The organism is Gordonia jinghuaiqii (assembly GCF_014041935.1).
Lineage (GTDB): Bacteria > Actinomycetota > Actinomycetes > Mycobacteriales > Mycobacteriaceae > Gordonia > Gordonia jinghuaiqii.
Window position 1 is genome coordinate 4,927,931 of sequence record NZ_CP059491.1, and the last position, 19,254, is coordinate 4,947,184.

Genomic DNA, 19,254 nt, shown 5'->3' on the forward strand with positions numbered 1-19,254 from the left:
GAAAATCACGTCCCGGGTGGCTGGAACTCCGGCTGGTCGATGATGCGTACCCATGAGCCGTCGGGGCGGCGACTCACGACCTGCGCCCGTGCGCCCGCTCCGTCGCGGGGCGGCGTCGCGGTGAGGGCGAGGTCCTCTCCGAACATGAGTGTCGGCAGCGGCGGCTCCGGCAGAAACGTGGGCCGGTGTTCCAGGACCGATGCCCACAGGTCACGGATCGCCTCACGGCCGCGAGTCACCTGCCCCGGCGGGTAGGCCAACACGGCGTCCTCGTGATAGAGCGACGCCACCGCCTCGGCGTCGGCGGCGTTCGAGAACTCGACGAAGAGCCTGGTCAGGTCTTCAGGTGCGCGGGCGGTCTCATAGTCGGGCATGGCGTGTCCCCTTCTCGATTCGACGTGACGCCCTCCAACCTGCGCCGCCCTACGGAATAAGTCCAACTAATGGAATTGATGCCTAGTATCGTCCACAGTTATGGAGCTTCGTCAGTTGGAGTATTTCGTCGCGGTGGCCGACGAGGGAGGTTTCACGCCGGCCGCCGGCCGCGTGCACACCACGCAACCGAACATCAGCGCGCAGATCCGAGGGCTCGAACGTGAACTCGGGTCGGCACTGTTCGACCGCTCCGGTCGCTCGGTACGCCTCACCGTGGCCGGCCGCGCCGCACTTCCGGCGGCGCGTGACGCCCTCGCAGCGGCCGATTCGGTCGCCCGGGCGGTCGCCGATGTCGATGGTCTGCTGCGCGGAAGCCTGTCGGTCGGGATGGTGGAAGGCTGCACCGTCGCCCCGCTGTTCGCTGCGTTGGGCGACTTCCGGTCGGCCCACCCGCAGATCGAGCTGAGCCTGCGCGAGTCGCCCTCGTCCAGCCTGATCTCCATGGTCTCCGACGGCGCGCTCGACATCGCCCTGGCCGGCTACGGCGACGACCTGCCGCGCAATATCGATTCTCTGACCGTCATCGCCGAACGGGTTGTCGCCGTCATGCCCGGCGACACCGCGACCTCGATCGACCCCATCACGCTCGAATCGCTGCGGCACCGCTCACTGATCTGCCTCCCGGCCGGCGCCGGCATCCGCGCCGTCTTCGACGCCGCAGCCCGCACACTGGGCACGCCCGTCCGGCCGGCGATCGAGGCGTCCTCCCCCGACGCGATCATCGAATTGGTGTGCAGCGGGCTGGGACTGGGAATTCTCAGTGAGTCGATCGCGGAGGCGGACGAACGTGTCATCGGCCTACCGATACGCGGCGTCGACGACCTGGCACGCCTGGGCTTTGTCTGGCGGTCCGAACCATCTGCCGCGACAGCACGTTTCGTCGTGAATGCTCGTGCGACGTTCGGTCTGGCCGACAACGCTGGACCCACCCCCTGAGCCGGGACGAGCGCAGCGAGGCGCCGCGGACGTCGCAACGACGACGATTCAGAATGGCGGCGGTTCAGAATGGGGGCGGTTCAGAATGGCGGCCGTCGGCCGGTCCGGATTGCGCCGCCTCGGCACTGCCTTTCTGCCCGGCGGCCTGCTGGGCGGATTCGCGGCGTTCCTTGTTGCGGGCACGCTCGGCCCGCCGCCGTGCGTGTTTCGCGGCGGTGCGGTCGGTGGTGGGACGGGGTGTGCGGTCCGGCCCGATCACGCGCGGCGATGGTGGGGCTTGGGATGCTTGTTCGAAGCGGATACGTCGCAGGTTGAGAAACAGATCTTCGAGGGTTTCCGCCTCGCCGGGGATGGTGAACCCCTCACGGGTCACGTACTCGGTGACCAGGCGGCCGTCGGCGTCGCGGTACTGCACATCCACCCAGTCGCCATGAGTTTTGAACAGATGCCCGGCCCGGCATTTCGCGTTGAGGTTCTCACTCGACGTCTTCCCGCCCTGGCGGGGAAAGACACGATCGTATTCGACGACATGATCCACATCAGCGTCGAACGCCGACCGCGTGCAACCCGGTTCGGTGCAATAGCCATCCCGCACACGCACAAAATCGACACACGACGCGGTCGGCCGATACGGATCGCCGGGCTGAGAACCCGGATACACCACCACAACACCATCCCGAGCCGTGTCCGGTGCCGGTTCCGGTTCCGGTTCCGGTTCCGGTGCATACGACTTCGGCTGCGGCCCGGCGAGATGGCTGGTTCTCGAGATGCCGCCGGCGTCGGTGTCGTCGGTCGTGCGGTCGGCGGCGACGATGCTTGTCGGTGGTGTCCGCACCGGGGTGACCGATCTGATGACCGCGTCTTTGCGGGCGGCGAGGTCACGGACGTGCTCGTCGCAGATGACACCGTGACCATCCACCCAGCCCGGTCCGGAGGCCCCGGCCAGCGTGGCCGCGTCGGTGACGACGTGGATGACAACCTCGGTACCCACCGAGGCGGTGGCGGGGTCGGGGATGGTGGCGGTGCAGTCATCCTGACCGCACAGGCACTCGAATCCGGTGCCGGTCAGCAGGGCGAACATGGCATCGGAGCTACGTTGGCTGCGGGTGCGACCATCGTCGGCACATACCGCATCGGCCAACGCGCGGACGGCTGTGGCGGCGATGCGGATGTTCTCCGCAGCCATCACCCCGGTGATCTCACCGGTCCCGTCGGCCAGGGTGCGAGTCCACACGCCACGTTTGTCCAGTGCCTCGCGGCGGCGTTCGCGTACCGCGTCGACATCGCAGCCGAGCACCAGGCGATCGACCATATCCCGCAGACCGGCCGTCGACCACGACCCGGCCCGGTTACGGAGCAGGCCGGCGATCGATTCGTCGAGGACCTCGATGATCGGCCGGCTCTCGGGATCCTCGGGGTCCAACCGGTCGCCATCACCCACCAGGTTGGTGCGAGCGATGATGTCCTGCACCTGCTTGCGGGAGGTGATCCCCTCACGCAACGTGGCCAACACCTGCGGTAGCCGGTCGCGCAGGCACAGCGCTTCGTTGACGAGTAGCTCTGCCTGGTAGCGGGTGATCGCGGCTTCCCGGCCGACACGGGCCACCACATCGGCGAAACCATCAGTGATGTAGCTGTTGCCGGCGGGGGTGAACAGACGGTCACACAGGACGAGGATCGTGTCGTAACGACACCAGGCCAGATAGGATTCCCCAGCCCGGATCGCACCCAGGGCGGCCATGTGGGTTGCGGTGTCGAACTGGGCCGACCGGGCACGATCGACCCCGACGATGAACTCGCCGGGTAGATCGGTCCATGCCGTCACGGTGACTCCGAAAGTGCTGTGGCACCGCCTGGTTGGCGGTCCCGACTGGGTATTCACCCAATGTAGACCCGACCACCGACAACTCTGATCGGCCATCCACAGCGAGTAGGTGTGTGCAGCAACATCTTTGCCCGGAAGATCTTCGGACTGACAGGCGACTGACGATCCGTATGATGTTGTGCTCGGAAACCGGGCACAACCGCATACGGATCGGGTGTGCCGGTCACCAGGGGCCTCGATCGCGGTCCTCGGCTGGCGCCTCGTCCCTACTCGGCCGACAGTGGATCGCGGCCAGCAAGTGGATCGCGGCCGGCAGTGAACCGTGGCTGGCGCCTCGCCGCTACTCGACAGGCGGCACGGGAGCACTGTTGTCGGTCGGCTTGCCCGCCACCAAGTCCCCGACACTCAGACCCCAACGGCCCCAACGTTCGTCGTAGCTGCGTGCGCGTACTCGCGCTTTCTCGATCTTCTCCGGTGAGTAGCGGCGTCGCGCCCACGCCGAGTTCGGGCGGGCGAGCCGGAAGGCCCCCGACCACGCGAACACCGGGATGAAGATGCCCACGATGGTCGTCGAGTACTTCCCCTTGAGGAAGCACAGGAACGCGCACGCTATGTTCACCGGCAGGGTGGCGACGAGTGCAACCGGCCCGAGTTCCAGGCTCGCGTCGTTGAGCGGGTTGAATCCGAGGAGCGCCATCCCGAGCGCGGCTACGGCCAGCGCGACCACCTGGACCGAGAGTTGGCCTTCCGCTGACCAATACACGTCCTGGAGGCGCAGGATGAGCGCGAACTCATCGAGGACCAACGACGCACCGATGCCGATCATGACCGCACTGATCGCCGCACCGGGCGCGGCTCCGTTGACCCCGACGGAGAGAAACGCGCCGATGATCATGAGGATCAGACCCGGCACCATGTGGTGCACATGGACCCCGCTGGAGACGTTGTTGCGGAACGGCCCTTTGCCGGCGCGGATGAGCCGGGTGATCACCCGCGTGACGACGAACGTCACGACGAACGACGCGAACAGCAGGAACAGCGGAAGTCGTTGGTGCGTAAGCTCGTCGAAGAATGTCACCGGGCCGCTCTCTGGTCAGGCAGGGACGATGCCGGTGCGTCGTTGTTCGATGATCAGGCAACGGTCCTCGACGAAGAGCAGTCCCGCATCCTCGGCGATCTTGCGGGCCTCGTCGGAACGGATACCCAGCTGAAGCCACAGCGCGGTGGCACCGGCGGCGACCGCGGCGCGGGCGACGTCGGCGCATTCGGGTCCGGGGCGGAACACGTCGACCAGACCGACCTGTTCGGGGATGTCGGCCAGGGACCGGTACACCTTCTCCCCGACGATCTCGTCGGCGCTGGGATTGACCGGGATGATGCGCCAGCCGAGGTGCTTCATGTGCGCCGGGACCTCATTGGCAGCCTTGGCCGGATTGGCGCTCGCGCCAACGACGGTGATGGTGTCATAGGTGGACAGGATCTGTTCGACGACGTCGTCGGTGGAACGGGGGGCGCCTGCGGCGTCGGGGGTGCTCATCCCCCGAGTGTAGGTGTCGGCGCTGCGGTTCCGGGGACCACCGGGTCACACCAACGGGCGCCGGTCACCTGGACCTCACCGCTCCTGGTACGCAAAGCCGCAGCGCACCCAGACTGTTGTATGACAAACTCCGCGATGTATCTGCTGTCATTACGCTACTCAGCGTGGCGAATATTGGGGGTGCCCGTGGCCACCGAACCCACTGTCGAACAGGTCGATCATCTACAGCGCTCCAGCAGGGACAACTCCACCCTCCCCGGAGTCCTGGCGCGCTGGCTCACGCAGCAGCCGGACACCCCGGACGCCACCCCCGAGGTGACAGTCGACGCGGGTGTCGACGCGAACGGCATGTCGTCGGAGACGATCCCGGTCTCGGTGACCTGGCCGGGATCACCACCCGCGGACTGGGTGATGCGCATGGCGCCCGCGGCCGCCGACATCCCGGTGTTCGGCTCGTACCGGATGGACCATCAGTACGAGACCATGCGCCTTGTCGCCGCGCTCAGCGACGTGCCGGTACCCGCAGTCCACCATCTCGAGACGAGCGGCACCCTGCTGGGTGCACCCTTCTTTCTCATGGACCGCTGCGCGGGCGATGTCCCGCCCGACGTCATGCCCTATACGTTCGGCGACAACTGGTTTGCCGACGCGGCCGCGACAGATCGACGCCGCGTCCAGGATGCGGTGATCGGTGTCATCGCCGACCTGCACTCCATTCCCGACTCCGCCCGGCATTTCGGCTTCCTGGCCGACGAGCTCCCGCGCGGGGACACCGCCCTGTCCCGCCTGCTCGCATGGCTGCGGGACTGGTATGACCTGTCCGCCAAGGGAATCGGACGGTCGCCACTGGTTGAACGCGCACTGACCTGGCTCACCGAGAATTTTCCCGAGGATGCTGCCGGGAACGAACCCGTCCTGTCGTGGGGTGACTCGCGGATCGGCAACATGATGTTCGTCGACTTCACACCCACTGCCGTCCTCGACTGGGAGATGGCCAGGATCGGGCCTCGTGAGCTCGATGTCGCGTGGAGCATATTCGCGCACATGGTCTTTCAGGAACTCGCGTCGATGGCGGGGCTGCCCGGTCTGCCCGACTTCCTCCGCGAGGACGACGTACGGGCGGCCTATCGGAGGCGCACCGGTGTCGAACTCGGAGAGCTGCGCTGGTTCTACGTGTACGCGGCGGTGCAGTGGTGTTGCGTCTTCATGCGCACCGGTGCGCGCCGGGTGCACTTCGGCGAACTCGAGCGTCCCGACGACGTCGACGGCACGCTCTTCTATCACCGGCCACTACTCGAACGTCTCCTCGAGGAGAACTGAGAAACTCTCAGCCGAACCGGTGTGGGCGACGATCAGTCGACGCTCGCCAGGAATTCTGAGATCCGCGGCCACGTCTGCTCGACGGCCGCCGAGCCGGCGATCAACCCGAGGTGGCTTGTCTCGACGGTGCCGAACTCCACACGCGGCGACCCGGTGAGCAGTTCGACGCCGTGACGGGCCGCGGCCCAGCTGACGATGGCGTCGCGGTGGCTGCCGAAGAGCTGGACCGGGACCGCGACCTTCGACAGGTCGACGGTCGCGCCGTCGAAGTTCAGCACGCCCCGGGCGAGCTCGCCGCGCATGATGAAGTTCTCCCACATCTGCTCGGACACCTTGCCGGGGTAACCCGGCATGGTCTCCTGGAACCGGTCGATGGCCTTCATCCGGAGCAGGGCGTCGGTGTTGTCGGCGTTGCGCAGGATGTAGCCGGGCTTCTTGAGTTCGCGCTGCCACGCCGTGCCCCGGTAGGCGGCGCGGACAAGCGGCGCGGGGATTCCGCCCAGGGCCTTCAGAGCGAGCGCGACCGGCGTGGCGCCGATCGGCCGCATCAGCGATTTGACCAGCGGATACGGCGGCACCCGATCGTAGTCGAGCGGAGTCCCGACTGCGATCAGCGACCGCACCGGCAGGCCGGGATTCGCCGCCAGCGTGAGCAGGCCGATGGTGCCGCCGATACTCCACGCCAGCAGATCGAGCCCCGCGTCGGGCTCACCCGCCTGGCCCGTCCCGTAGAAGTCCTTCTCGACCGCCGCGATGGCGCCGGGGACGATGTCGTCGAAGAAGTCCGGGAAACCCAGATGACGGTCGGCGCGGGTCATCTCCCCGAAGTCCACCACATAGGGCACCCGCCCGGTCGAGAGCAGGAATTCGACGACCGACAACCCCGACGCCAGGTCGTAGCAACTCGTCGACACCGCGAGCGGCGGGATCAACAGCACCGGGCGACGGCCGGTGTCGAGGGCCGCCGTCACCTGCTCGTCGGTGCCGTACCTGCGCAGCTGCCGGTGTGGCGCATCGACGACGACGGTATGCGGCGTCTCGTGAGGCTCACCGATCTCGCCACCGCGGGCCAGATGAATCAGCGTTGCCACACCGCCCAAGCCACCCACTTCTGTCTCCCCCAAGTCCTGTCGCCCTCACGCCACGCCGGCGGCCGCGCTCGACACCGCAGGCCATTCAACACTGGCCGCACCGACCGAGGCTGGTCGGGGTTGTGCGCCCGGCGTACGGTCTATTGACAGGCGCATCACATCAACGCAGCGCCTGCGATCAAGACGCGGTCGGCGGCACATCGATCCGCACCGCGTCACGCCCCACGTGAAACCGCAGGTCATCCCCTGGGAGCCGGGACCGTCCGCGGTGTGCACGAGGAGGAGACAAGTCATGGCCGAAGAACTCAAGGGCACCACCGTCGCATTTCTGGTCGCACAGAAGGGCACGGAGCAGGTCGAGCTGACCGAGCCGTGGAAATCAGTGGAGGCATGCGGCGGCAAGCCGGTGCTGATCTCCACCGAGTCGGGGACGGTCCAGGCATTCGACCACCTCGACAGAGCCGACACCTTCCCGGTCGACGTCAGGCTGGAGGATGCGCGCGTCCCCGACTACGACGCACTCGTGCTGCCAGGTGGCGTGGCCAATCCCGATTTCCTGCGTACCAGCGAACCGGCGGTCCGCTTCGTCCGCAGCTTCTTCGACGCCGGCAAGCCGGTGGCGGCGATCTGTCATGCCCCGTGGACCCTCATCGAGGCCGACGTGGTGCGCGGCCGCACGTTGACCTCCTACCCCAGCGTGCGGACCGACATCATCAATGCCGGCGGCACCTGGATCGACGAAGGGGTCGTGACCTGCCGCGACGGCGACAACACCCTGATCACCAGCCGCAAGCCCGACGACCTGGCGGCCTTCAACGCGGCTCTCGTCGCCGAAGTCGCACAGTTCGCGCACACCGGCGTCGGCTGAACCGGTCAGACCACCGAGATCGGTGCCGATTCGCGGCCGGTCAGGGTGAGCAGGGCCTGCTCGCCCTGTCCGGTCAATGCGGCAGCGTCCGCCGCCGTGGACAACGCCGAGCCCAGCACCGACGGTGGCAGGGGCACGCTCGCCCCGATGGCGCGGGTGATGTCGAGTCCGTGCACCGCGAGTTCGAAGGTACGGGTCGGCAGATACTGCGACAGCCAGATGCCGCCGAACGGTGTGGTCAGGGGACGATCGGTGATGTCGGACAAGGCGTCGACCGCCCGGGTACGGAGTGCAGCCACCCCACCCCTCGGGTCGTCGCCGAGTGCGACACCGGCGTCGACGCCCCGGGCCAGCACCGCGGCCGGGTCACCCCAGCCCTGTATCGACGCGAAATACGCTCCCGCGGAATCGAGTTCGACGGTTGACCCCGGCTCGCCCAGATAAGTGACGCCCAAATAACTGACAACGGTCGTCAACGACCTACTCGCATGCCCGACCAACGATCGCAGCGACCACTCCCCCAGCCCGGGCCGCTCCCACTGGTCGTCGTCGATCAGTCCGACCACCTGCACGAGATGCTCGGCGCCGGCAGTGAAATCCTCGATGGCCCGCCGCAGGACCTGCTTGGGGTGGTCGTACGCCGTCTGTTCCTCACCCGTCATACGAGCCATTGTGGTGCGTGATACACCTCGGCGCCGTCACTTCGAAGTCGTCACCTCGCCGCGAATCGCGCCGGCTCGTACCGTGTGGGGCATGACGACGCACCGCGCCCCTTCCGATGCCGCCTCACTCGAGGCCAACGGGATCGACACCCGTCATCTCATTCGCTACGGCGGCCGGTTCTCGCCCGAGGTCATCGTCCGTGCGGCCGGCAGCTGGGTGTACACCGCCGAGGGGCGCGAGATCCTCGACTTCACCTCGGGGCAGATGTCGGCGATCCTGGGCCACTCCCACCCCGACATCGTCGCCACGGTGTCCCGCCAGATCGGTGAACTCGATCATCTCTTCAGCGGCATGATCTCCCCGCCGGTCCTCGACCTCGCGTCACGGTTGTCGACCACGCTGCCCGCAGCACTCGACAAGGTTCTCCTGCTCAGCACCGGTGCCGAATCCAACGAGGCGGCCATCCGAATGGCCAAGCTGGTCACCGGGAAACACGAGATCGTCTCGTTCGCACGCTCGTGGCACGGGATGACGCACGCCGCCGCGGCGTCGACGTACAGCGCAGGCCGCCGCGGCTACGGCCCCCTCGCGCCGGGCAACTTCGCCTTGCCCACGCCCAATCCGTACCGCCCGGACTTCACCAACCCCGACGGCACGCTCGACTGGCAGCGTCAGCTCGACTTCGGTTTCGAGCTCATCGATGCTCAGTCAGTGGGGTCGCTGGCCGCATGCATCGTCGAACCCATCCTGTCGTCGGGCGGCGTCATCGAACCGCCGTCGGGCTACTTCGCCGGGCTCAAGCGCAAGTGCGAGGAACGCGGCATGTTGCTCATCGTCGACGAGGCGCAGACGGGCCTGTGCCGCACGGGTTCCTGGTATGCGTTCGAACGTGACGGCATCGTGCCGGACATCCTCACCCTGTCCAAGACGCTCGGAGCCGGCCTGCCGCTCGCCGCGGTCGTCACGACCGCCGACATCGAGCAGGCGGCCCACGACCGCGGCTACCTCTTCTTCACCACCCATGTCTCGGACCCGCTCGTCGCCGCGGTCGGGGTCACGGTGCTCGACGTCCTGCAGCGCGAGGGTCTCGATGACCGTGCGGCGCAAGCAGGTTCGCTCCTCCGGACCGGACTCCTCGAGCTCCGGGCGCGCCACGCCTGTATCGGCGACGTGCGCGGCCGCGGCCTGATGCAGGGCATCGAACTGGTCACCGATCGAGAGACGAAGGAGGGTGCGGACCTTCTCGGCGCAGCCGTCACCGCACGCTGCTTCGAGCTCGGGCTCCACATGAACGTGGTCCAGCTGCCGGGCATGGGCGGCATCTTCCGCATCGCACCGCCGTTGACCGCCACCGACGACGAGATCCGGACCGGCCTGGCGATCCTCGACACTGCGATCACCGAATGCACCTCTGCGCCAGGCTGATCCGCCCAGATAGGCTGATCCGCCCGGAGATCAGATCTTCGGGTTCTCGTCCGTTGTCGTCACCGTTCCGCTCGCCGCGGCGAGTTTGCTGATGCGGCTGTAGAGGAAGGCAACCGTCGCCGCGAACACGATGACGCCGAGGATCTTTGCCCAGACCTCGAAACCGTCGCCGACGATCGCGAGGACCGAGTCGTCGCCGGTCAGCGCGACGATCCCGGCGAAGACCACGCCGAACAGCGCCTCGCCCACGATCAGGCCGGTCGCGAGTAGCACACCCATGCGCTTCTTGTGTTCGACTGCGCCACCGGAACGTTCGGCCCAGCGGTTGTAGTAGTGCCCGATGAAGGCACCGATGGGGATGATCAGCGTCACCGACATCGGCAGGTACATACCCATGCCGACCGCGAGCGGCGGCAGGCGGAACCTACCTGCGCGGCCGAGTAGTTCGTCGATGACGATCGCGGCTGCGCCGATCAGCGCGCCGATGCCGATGAGCCCCCAGTTCAGGTCCGCACCCAGCACACCCTTTGCCAGGGTCGTCAGCAGTCCGGCCTGAGGTGCGGCCAGCGCGTCCTCGGTGGCTCCGGGCGCCCCCACGAAACCGAAGACGTCATACATCAATCCGAGGATCGGCGGGATGACGGCGGAACCGAAGAGCACGCCGATCACCAAGGCCACCTGCTGTTTCCACGGAGTCGCGCCGACCAGCTGACCGGTCTTGAGGTCCTGGAGGTTGTCGTTGGAGATGGTCGCGACACCGAACACCACCGCCGCGGTGAACAGCGTGTAGGCGATGAGTGCGTCGGTCTGCGAGGCGTCGGCGGTCCCGAAGGTCAGCTTGATCAGCAGGGCGGCGATGAGCACGACCAGGATGCCGACCCCGGAGATCGGACTGTTCGACGAGCCGATCAGGCCGGCCATGTAACCGCAGACCGAGGCGACGGCCAGACCGATGACGAAGACGAAGACGATGCTCACGGCGATGATGCCGGTGGCATTCCCCTGGAGAACGGTGCCGCGTACGAAGTCCCACAGGAGAAGTCCGATCGGGATGAGCAGCACGAGGATGCTGCCACCGACGATGTTGATCGGTATGTCGCGTTCGGTGATGTCGACGGTCACGCCCTCACGCCGCGACCGCGACGAGACCAGGGCCGCCCTGATGCCCCGCACGATGGGGCCGATGACCTTGATCAGCGTCCAGATCGCGGCGATGGCGATGGCGCCGGCACCGATGAGGCGGACGTCGTTGGCGAAAACCGCGCTGACCGCGTCGCTGAGATCCTCGCCCACGCCTTGGTTCTGGCTCTCGATCGGGAGCAGGACCGCGTAGGAGATCACCAGGCCGACCAGCATCGCGACGCCCACCGTCACACCGACCAGGTGTCCGATGCCGATGAGCGACATCGACAAACCCGCGCTGAACAGCGTTCCGCCCGCACCGATCTTGATCGTCGCCGAGATCGAGTCGCTGAGCACCTTCAGCTTGGCCAGCAGCGCGAAACCGGCGGACGCGACCGAACCGATGACGATGGTGCGCAGGCCCGCCTTGTTCTCCGCGGCGCCGCCCGCGGCGTCCCCGACCTTCAGGACCTCCGCTGCCGCAACACCTTCGGGATACGGCAGGTCCGATCCCGTCACCAACGCACGACGCAGCGGAATCGAGTACATGACGCCGAGTACACCGCCGATCGCGCACACCGCGACGGTGATCCAGTACGGGAAGCCCGTCCACCACCCGATCATCACCAGGCCGGGGATGACGAAGATGATGGCCGACAACGTGCCGGCCGCCGAGGCGATCGTCTGCACGATGTTGTTCTCCACCACCGAGTGGTCGGCGAAGTACCGCAGGATGCTCATCGAGATGACCGCGGCCGGGATTGCCGTGGCGAACGTGAGTCCGACCTTGAGTCCGAGATACACGTTGGCGGCGGTGAAGACCAGAGTGATGATGCCGCCGAGGATGGTTCCTCGGAACGTCAGCTCCCGCAGGCTTGCCGTGGCCGTAGGCGCAGTCGCCATCGAGTCCCCTCACAAAAGGTGTCTATCGTCGATCCACCTTAGGTCCGGGTACTCCCTTCCGCGCAAACTCGCGACGTTGCCGGTGGTCGAGTAGCGCGTCGCCGGCGGCACGTCGTGAACGGGTGCCCGGTAAGCCGCTTTTGTCCGCGCGCCATCCCTGCCGCGAACAGGTCACAAATCTCCCCGTCTGTGACCAAGGCGGTAGGGCATCATCGATCCATGAGCGAGGGGAAGACGGAGCAGTCTGCCCGTACGCGCCGGCTGTTGATCAGTTCGGCCGAGAAGCTGATCGCCCTGAACGGCGTGTCGGCGGTGTCGAGCCGTCAGATCAGCAAGGCCGCCGGTCAGGGCAACAATTATGCTGTCGGCCATCACTTCGGCTCCAAAGACGATCTGGTCCGGGCCACGCTCACGGTGCACAACGACACGATCGAGGCGCTGCGCCAGAAATTCCTCGACACGGTGGGAACGCATCCCGGCGTGCGCGACTGGCTCCGTTGCCTCGTGGGTCCGGAGATCGAATACCTCGGCCAACTCGGGGCACCCACCTACTTCGCCCGTTTCTTCGCCCAGGTCTCCAGCGACCCGGCCGCCACCGTCCTGCTCTACGAGCAGATGGCGGACTCCATCGCCCTGATGACGATCCTGGACCGCTTCTACGACGCCCTACCGGCGTACCCCGACGATGTTCTCGAGCTGCGCAACAACATGACGCGCCACATGATCGTGAACTCCCTCGCCGACATCGAACGCGCCGCGGAGGCGCAGGGCCGCCCACTGACCCGCTGGCAGCACCAAGGCGACCTCGTCGTCGACGCCCTCACCGGGATGTGGCTGGCCCCGGTCGGTCCGGGCCGAACGGCGTGAACCGACCGGGCCTCCCGCTGTCACTCAGATCCGGGTGCCCACGTCGTGAGCGACGATGTGGTCCAGCGCTCGCTCGGCGACTGCCGCGATGGTCATCGACGGGTTGCACGCCGCCGTGTTCCCGGCATGAGGGCGCCGTCGACCACATAGAGTCCCCGCTGGCCCTTCACGCGACCCTCGAGGTCGCACACGGTGCCCATGTTCGCACCGCCGAGCGCGTGCCACGTCGACGGGAAGAACGCATTGGTGTCGGTGAGGATCGCGTCGGGGCCGGCGATCCGGCGCACCGCCCCATCGATGTGTTCGGTCTGGATCTCCCGATCCCCCTCGTGCGGCCAGTGGATCAGTGCGTCGCCTGCTTTCGAGTCGTAGGCGATGCCCCCCGGCCCGAGCTGACCCCGAAGCCGACCATCATCGTCGTGGCGGTGTAGGCGGGCAGCGGCGGCAGCGAGGCCTGGATGATGGTGAATGCGCTCTTCGGGTCACTCCAGTTGGGGCTGCCGAAGACCACCGGCCCGCCCTGCACCGGACCGAAATCGACGCTGGGGCTGGTTCAGGTGTAGATCCGGTCGGCGTTGGTGCCCCAGCCGGCGCCCAGGCCGTCGGGCAAGACCCGCGGCCCGAACGCGTTTCGCGAACTGTCGGGGCGCCAGATACCGCGGTGACCGCACCACCGTCCCGGTGCGAGGGGATCTGACCAAGATTCGAACAACAGACGATCCGAACGACAGACGATCCGTGGGGGCTCATCACGCCCGAGGACCTGACCCCCGGGCCGTCGTCCACGTCATCGATCAGCCGTGGGGCATCAGCCTGTCCGACGTGACGGTGCGCGCCAGCGGCGAGGACTACCTGTACTGAGTCGGCGCCGCCTCGTCGTGCCTGCGCCGTCGTGTACGGCGTCGGCGATCAGGAGCTGGCTGGGAAGAACAGCTAGCGACGCTCGCCGCGGTACTTGCGGTGGTACTCGTCGTAGAGGTCGGAGTTCTTCTCGCGCTCGAGTTTGTTGATCAGCTCGGGATCGAGTCCGTGCTGGACCAGCCGGTGGCGGCGGTACACGCGGTTCAGCGCGATCGAGAAGAAGAGGTATGCGATCAGGATCGGCATGGTCATGGTGATGCGCACGCCCCAGTCCGCGGGGACGAACAGCATCGGGATCAGCACGATGATGCACGGCAACGCCCAGCGGGTCACCATCCGCACCGACGCCCCGGGGCCTGCCAGGTCGTTGGCGACCCAGGCGAGCATCGATTGCGGCAATCGCGCCCAGTAGGCGTACTTGAAGTACTCCCATGGATTCGGCTTGGTGCGCTGAGTGGTGGTCACCCCTCGATCGTGCCCCACGCCGATCGGTTCGCCAATGTCGACTACCCCACAGCCGGCGACCAGGTGCGCTCGCGCACAACGCAGTGGGTACCCTGACCCGCAACTCGGTGACCGCGATCGGCGCTACACGGAAGGAGTCGATCAGATGGGCTCGGACATGACCGCGTCACACGATCCCGCGGACCCTCCGGTCGACCCGGACGTCATCAGCGGACTCGAATCCGAGCTCACCGACTTCTGGCGACGCGGACGCATCCGCACACGGGTGCGGGCGCGCGCCATAGACAGTCGGCTCGACCCGTCGTGCTATCCCCTCATCACGGTGTTGGCGCGGCACAACTCCATGCCCATGTCCGAGCTGGTCACGGCCGTCGGTATGGAGAAATCCACGGTGACCCGCCAGATCGACGCGCTGGTGCGCCTCGGCCTCGCCGAACGTCATCCGGATCCCCGCGACGCACGCGCACGCGTGGTCACCCTCACCGATCACGGCCGTGAACGCATCGACGCCGTCGTCGCGTCGGCGGTGATCGACTGGCGCGCCCGTCTGGCGCAGTGGGATCCCGAGGACATCCGGACCCTCACCACGCTCTTGCACCGCCTCGGCGAGGCGACGAACAAAGAGGATTGACACCTCGCCGTCGACGGGAACGCGCCGAAGCCGAGCGGGTCCGGAGCGACTCGACCGGGGATGTCTTCCCTCCCTTTGACGGGCACCGGGCGGACGGGTGATCCTTGGCCGGTGACTTCCGACCCCGGCCCCGTCCCTCCCGGATCCCTTCCGCTCGAAGGCATCACCGTCGTCGCTCTCGAGCAGGCGGTCGCCGCCCCACTGGCCACTCGGCACCTCGCCGATCTCGGCGCCCGGGTGATCAAGGTGGAACGAGTCGGCGAGGGCGATTTCGCACGGCAGTACGACACCGCGGTACGCGGCGGCGCGGGCTCACATTTCGTCTGGCTCAACCGAGGTAAGGAATCGGTCGCGCTCGACCTCAAGAGCGCCTCGGGGCTCGAGGCGGTCAAGACCCTGATCGCCGGCGCCGACGTCTTCCTGCAGAACCTGGCGCCGGGTGCGGCCGCACGTCTGGGCCTGGCCGCCGACGACCTGCGCGCCGACCACCCGGAACTGATCGTCGTCGACATGTCCGGTTACGGCGACGCCGGCCCGTACCGGGACCGCAAGGCCTACGACATGCTCGTCCAGGCCGAATCGGGATTGATCTCGGTGACCGGCACCCCCGACGAGATGACCAAGACCGGGGTGCCGACGTCGGACATCGCCGCCGGGATGTACGCACTCACCTCGGTGCTCTCCGCGCTTTTCCGACGCATGCGGACCGGTATCGGCGCCCGGGTCGCGGTCTCGATGTTCGACGCCACGGTCGAATGGATGGGCCACCCCATGTACATGCGGCTCTACGGCGGCCGTCAGATCGCCCGGGCAGGGCTCGGACACGCGGCCATCGTGCCGTATGACAAGTACCCGACCCAGGACGGCACGATCCTCATCGGCGTGCAGAACGACCGCGGCTGGGACACCCTGGCCCGCGTCGTCCTCGAACGTCCCGATCTGGCCGAGGACGAGCGGTACCGCACCAATGTCGATCGGGTGTCACTGCGCGCCGAGGTCGACGCACTGATCGCCGCCGAGACCAAACGATTCACCACCGACGAACTCGATCGCCGGCTCGCCGATGCCGGTGTCCCGGCCGCCGAGATCCGCGACCTCGAGGGCGTGGTCGCGCACCCTCAGCTCAGCGAACGCGACCGCTGGCGCGAGGTCGGCACCGAGGTGGGGCCCGTCCGAGCGGTCCTGCCACCGATGACCTTCGACGACGTCGAACTCGCCATGGGTCCGGTACCCGCGCTGGGCCAGCACACCGAATCGGTGTTGCGGGAGTTCGGCATCGAGATCTGACGGCGACCCGCCGGCGTAGGATCGCCGGTGCGGACCTGCAGCCCTCGGGTCCCTCAGATGCACGGATACGACGACCTCTCGGAGGCGATATGTCCGAAGATTCGCTCTACACAACCCGGGATTCGGGCGCTCCGGCCGGCAGTGACGAACACTCGCTGACCGTGGGTGCCGGCGGTCCGATCGTCTTGCACGATCACTATCTGATCGAGCAGATGGCGCAGTTCAACCGTGAACGGATTCCGGAACGGCAGCCGCACGCCAAGGGCAGCGGCGCCTTCGGCACATTCGAGACCACCGCGGACATCTCGGCCTACACCAGTGCCGCGCTGTTCCAGCCGGGTGTGAAAACCGAGATGCTGGCGCGGTTCTCGACGGTCGCGGGCGAGCGCGGCAGCCCCGACACCTGGCGCGACCCGCGCGGTTTCGCGCTGAAGTTCTACACTTCCGAAGGCATCTACGACATGGTCGGCAACAACACGCCGGTCTTCTTCGTCAAGGATCCGATGAAGTTCCAGCACTTCATCCGGTCGCAGAAACGCCGACAGGACAACAACCTTCGCGACCACGACATGCAGTGGGACTTCTGGACGCTGTCCCCGGAGTCCGCACACCAGGTCACCTGGCTCATGGGCGATCGCGGAATTCCCAAGACCTGGCGCCACATGAACGGCTACAGCTCCCACACCTACCTGTGGGTGAACGCCGAAGGCGTCAAGCACTGGGTGAAATATCATTTCAAGACCGATCAGGGTGTCGAGGACCTCACCCAGCACGAAGCCGATCAGATGGCTGCCGCCGACACCGATTTCCACACCCGCGACCTGTTCGAGAACATCGCGGCCGGCAATCATCCGTCGTGGACGCTCAAGGTCCAGCTCATGCCGTTCGACGATGCGGTGAGCTACCGCTTCAACCCGTTCGATCTGACCAAGGTGTGGCCGCACGGGGATTACCCGCTGATCGAGGTCGGCAAGATGACCCTGCACACCAACCCGGTCGATCATCACACCCAGATCGAGCAGGCCGCCTTCGAGCCGAACAACGTGGTGCCCGGTATCGGGTTCAGTCCCGACCGGATGCTGCTCGCCCGGGTGTTCTCCTATGCCGACGCCCACCGCGCCAGGATCGGCGGCAACTACAAGCAGATCCCGGTGAACGCGCCGATCAACGAGGTCCACTCGTACTCCAAGGACGGCGCCATGCGGATTCACAACGTTCCCGACCCGGTCTACGCACCGAACTCCAAGGGAGGGCCGTCGGCGCTGTATCCCGGTCAGGGTGAACCGCAGTGGGCGGCCAACGGGGAGATCCTCCGCAGCGCCTACGTCGACCATCCCGAGGACGACGACTGGGGTCAGGCGGGCACCATGGTCCGCGAGGTGTTCGACGACGCCGGACGTGAACGTTTCGTCGACAACGTCGTCGGACATCTGCTCAACGGCGTTTCCGAGCCCGTTCTCCAACGCGCCTTCGAGTACTGGCATCGCGTCGATCCCGACATCGGGGCCCGCATCAAGTCGGGCGTGACCGAGAAGAAGGACGAGTCCGATCCCAAGAAGGACGACCAGGGCAACCCGGCCCGATCGTCCGTGCAGGAGAAGGCCAAGGCCGAGAAGGCCTGACCGGTTCGACGCGGAACGCGCCTGCCATCCCGGCAGGCGCGTTCTGCGTTCGTGCCGTGCCGGCAGGCGCGTTCTGCGTTGGAATCCGACTAGTCTCGGGTCCGTGAGTGTGCGTGCAGGGATCGTCGTCACCGGAACCGAGGTCTTGACCGGCCGGATCTCCGACCAGAACGGACCGTGGGTGTCCGAACGGCTTCTCGACCTCGGCGTGGACGTCGCCCACATCACCATCTGCGGCGACCGGCCGGCAGACCTGACCGCCCAGTTGAGGTTCCTCGCCGAGGTGGGCGTGGACCTGATCGTCACCACCGGCGGCCTCGGCCCCACCGCCGACGACCTGACGGTGGCGACCGTCGCCGGTTTCTGCGGGCGTGAGCTGCTCCTCGACGCCGAACTCGAAGAACACATCGCCTCGATCATCCGACGCTGGCGCGGAGCCACGGTCGACGTCGACGCCGGACCCACCCGCGCCGGGATCCGCAAACAGGCGTACGTCCCGGTGGGTGCCGTGGCGATCCCGCCGACGGGGACCGCCCCCGGCGTGGTCATCCCGCCTGCAACCGGACTGCCCGCCATCGTCATCCTGCCCGGCCCGCCCGGTGAACTGCAGGCGATGTGGCCGGCCGCGGTGGCCGCCCCCGCGGTCGCCGAGGTGTTGTCGCACGCCGACGACCTGCAACAGGCGACCATCCGCGCCTACGGCCTGCAGGAGGCAGAGCTCGCCGAGACCCTTCGATCCGCCGAAGCCGAGATCGCGGACTTCGACCGGCTCGAGATCACCACCTGCCTCCGGCGCGGCGAACTCGACATGGTGACCCGGTTCGCCGCCGGCGACGCCCCCGTCTACGACGCCCTTCTGGCCTACCTCACCGAACGTCACGGACCTCAGATCTTCTCGACCGACGGTTCCACCATCGAGGACCACCTGATCGGTGCGCTCGACGGCCGGGTGATCGCAACGGCAGAATCCTGCACCGGCGGACTCATCGCCGCCCGGCTCACGGACCGTCCCGGGTCGTCGGCCTACGTGATGGGCGGCGTCGTCTCCTACTCCAACGAGGCCAAGACCGACCTCATCGACGTGCCCGCCGTGCTCATCGCAACGCACGGCGCGGTCAGCGAGGAGGTCGCCGCGGCGATGGCCGAAGGTGCTCGTGGGCGCCTGCGGGCCGACGTGGCCGTGTCGACCACCGGCATCGCGGGCCCCGACGGCGGCACCGAGGACAAACCCGTCGGCACCGTGTGTTTCGGCATCGCCATCGCCGGACGCCCCACGGTGACCGTCAGGCGTCGCTTCCCCGGTGATCGTGAACGGGTCCGCGCACTGACCACGACCGCGGCTTTACATCTGCTGGTGCGGGAACTGCGTTCTCCGGCACCCTGATCCGCCGATGCC

Annotated in this window: 17 protein-coding genes and 2 pseudogenes; 10 read left to right on the top strand and 9 right to left on the bottom strand. The window is 67.2% G+C overall.

Translation table 11 applies throughout. The features are described from left to right. Positions 1-5: 5 nt before the first annotated feature. Positions 6-374 (bottom strand): YybH family protein, encoded by a 369-nt coding sequence (locus tag H1R19_RS21930; RefSeq protein WP_219850155.1) that lies wholly within the window; start codon positions 372-374, stop codon positions 6-8. A gap of 100 nt (positions 375-474) precedes the next feature. Between H1R19_RS21930 and H1R19_RS21935 the strand changes: the two genes are divergently transcribed. Then, positions 475-1,371 (top strand): LysR family transcriptional regulator, encoded by an 897-nt coding sequence (locus tag H1R19_RS21935; RefSeq protein WP_219850156.1) that lies wholly within the window; start codon positions 475-477, stop codon positions 1,369-1,371. 64 nt (positions 1,372-1,435) lie between these two features. Here H1R19_RS21935 and H1R19_RS21940 read toward each other — a convergent pair whose 3' ends face one another. The 3 genes from H1R19_RS21940 to H1R19_RS21950 all read right to left on the bottom strand — a co-directional run bounded on the left by H1R19_RS21940 (position 1,436) and on the right by H1R19_RS21950 (position 4,733). Further along, positions 1,436-3,196: an HNH endonuclease signature motif containing protein gene (locus tag H1R19_RS21940; RefSeq protein ID WP_244970797.1), complete on the bottom strand. Its 1,761-nt coding sequence runs from the start codon at positions 3,194-3,196 to the stop codon at positions 1,436-1,438. 340 nt (positions 3,197-3,536) lie between these two features. Next, a complete protein-coding gene (locus tag H1R19_RS21945; protein WP_219850157.1) occupies positions 3,537-4,274 on the bottom strand; it encodes a hypothetical protein in 738 nt (245 codons plus the stop codon). A gap of 15 nt (positions 4,275-4,289) precedes the next feature. Further along, positions 4,290-4,733, bottom strand: a complete 444-nt coding sequence (locus H1R19_RS21950; protein ID WP_188328397.1) for a CoA-binding protein — start codon at positions 4,731-4,733, stop codon at positions 4,290-4,292. 186 nt (positions 4,734-4,919) lie between these two features. On the opposite strand from H1R19_RS21950, the gene H1R19_RS21955 reads away from it, so the two are divergent. Further along, positions 4,920-6,053: a phosphotransferase family protein gene (locus H1R19_RS21955; protein WP_188328398.1), complete on the top strand. Its 1,134-nt coding sequence runs from the start codon at positions 4,920-4,922 to the stop codon at positions 6,051-6,053. Between the two features lie 32 nt (positions 6,054-6,085). On the opposite strand, the gene H1R19_RS21960 is transcribed toward H1R19_RS21955, so the two are convergent. Continuing rightward, on the bottom strand, positions 6,086-7,162 hold the full coding sequence (locus tag H1R19_RS21960) for an alpha/beta hydrolase (protein ID WP_188328399.1): 1,077 nt from the start codon (positions 7,160-7,162) through the stop codon (positions 6,086-6,088). Positions 7,163-7,436: 274 nt separating this feature from the next. On the opposite strand from H1R19_RS21960, the gene H1R19_RS21965 reads away from it, so the two are divergent. Continuing rightward, positions 7,437-8,012, top strand: coding sequence for a type 1 glutamine amidotransferase domain-containing protein (locus tag H1R19_RS21965; RefSeq protein ID WP_188328400.1), 576 nt, complete (start codon positions 7,437-7,439; stop codon positions 8,010-8,012). Between the two features lie 5 nt (positions 8,013-8,017). Here the strand turns inward: H1R19_RS21965 and H1R19_RS21970 are convergent, their stop codons facing one another. Then, positions 8,018-8,674: a maleylpyruvate isomerase N-terminal domain-containing protein gene (locus H1R19_RS21970; RefSeq protein ID WP_219850158.1), complete on the bottom strand. Its 657-nt coding sequence runs from the start codon at positions 8,672-8,674 to the stop codon at positions 8,018-8,020. Between the two features lie 91 nt (positions 8,675-8,765). Here H1R19_RS21970 and H1R19_RS21975 point away from each other — a divergent pair, with 91 nt between their 5' ends. Next, positions 8,766-10,100 (top strand): aspartate aminotransferase family protein, encoded by a 1,335-nt coding sequence (locus H1R19_RS21975; RefSeq protein WP_219850159.1) that lies wholly within the window; start codon positions 8,766-8,768, stop codon positions 10,098-10,100. A gap of 30 nt (positions 10,101-10,130) precedes the next feature. On the opposite strand, the gene H1R19_RS21980 is transcribed toward H1R19_RS21975, so the two are convergent. Beyond that, positions 10,131-12,125 (bottom strand): OPT family oligopeptide transporter, encoded by a 1,995-nt coding sequence (locus H1R19_RS21980; protein ID WP_219850160.1) that lies wholly within the window; start codon positions 12,123-12,125, stop codon positions 10,131-10,133. A 219-nt stretch (positions 12,126-12,344) separates the two neighbouring features. Between H1R19_RS21980 and H1R19_RS21985 the strand changes: the two genes are divergently transcribed. Then, a complete protein-coding gene (locus tag H1R19_RS21985; RefSeq protein WP_188328404.1) occupies positions 12,345-12,992 on the top strand; it encodes a TetR/AcrR family transcriptional regulator in 648 nt (215 codons plus the stop codon). A 24-nt stretch (positions 12,993-13,016) separates the two neighbouring features. Here H1R19_RS21985 and H1R19_RS21990 read toward each other — a convergent pair. After that, positions 13,017-13,602, bottom strand: a pseudogene (locus tag H1R19_RS21990) (GMC oxidoreductase); the annotation flags it as partial. Between the two features lie 135 nt (positions 13,603-13,737). Between H1R19_RS21990 and H1R19_RS21995 the strand changes: the two are divergent. Then, a pseudogene (locus H1R19_RS21995) lies at positions 13,738-13,853 on the top strand (SDR family oxidoreductase); the annotation flags it as partial. Between the two features lie 72 nt (positions 13,854-13,925). Here the strand turns inward: H1R19_RS21995 and H1R19_RS22000 are convergent. Next, positions 13,926-14,318: a DUF5313 domain-containing protein gene (locus H1R19_RS22000; RefSeq protein WP_244970798.1), complete on the bottom strand. Its 393-nt coding sequence runs from the start codon at positions 14,316-14,318 to the stop codon at positions 13,926-13,928. 145 nt (positions 14,319-14,463) lie between these two features. On the opposite strand from H1R19_RS22000, the gene H1R19_RS22005 reads away from it, so the two are divergent. From H1R19_RS22005 to H1R19_RS22020, 4 genes are all read left to right on the top strand, one after another. Beyond that, the gene (locus tag H1R19_RS22005; RefSeq protein ID WP_219850161.1) at positions 14,464-14,949 is read left to right on the top strand and encodes a MarR family winged helix-turn-helix transcriptional regulator; all 486 of its coding nucleotides are present in this window, start codon (positions 14,464-14,466) and stop codon (positions 14,947-14,949) included. A 111-nt stretch (positions 14,950-15,060) separates the two neighbouring features. Then, the gene (locus H1R19_RS22010; protein ID WP_244970799.1) at positions 15,061-16,236 is read left to right on the top strand and encodes a CaiB/BaiF CoA transferase family protein; all 1,176 of its coding nucleotides are present in this window, start codon (positions 15,061-15,063) and stop codon (positions 16,234-16,236) included. A gap of 89 nt (positions 16,237-16,325) precedes the next feature. Beyond that, positions 16,326-17,858, top strand: a complete 1,533-nt coding sequence (locus tag H1R19_RS22015) for a catalase (RefSeq protein ID WP_219850162.1) — start codon at positions 16,326-16,328, stop codon at positions 17,856-17,858. 103 nt (positions 17,859-17,961) lie between these two features. Continuing rightward, on the top strand, positions 17,962-19,242 hold the full coding sequence (locus H1R19_RS22020) for a competence/damage-inducible protein A (RefSeq protein WP_219850163.1): 1,281 nt from the start codon (positions 17,962-17,964) through the stop codon (positions 19,240-19,242). Positions 19,243-19,254: the final 12 nt, after the last annotated feature.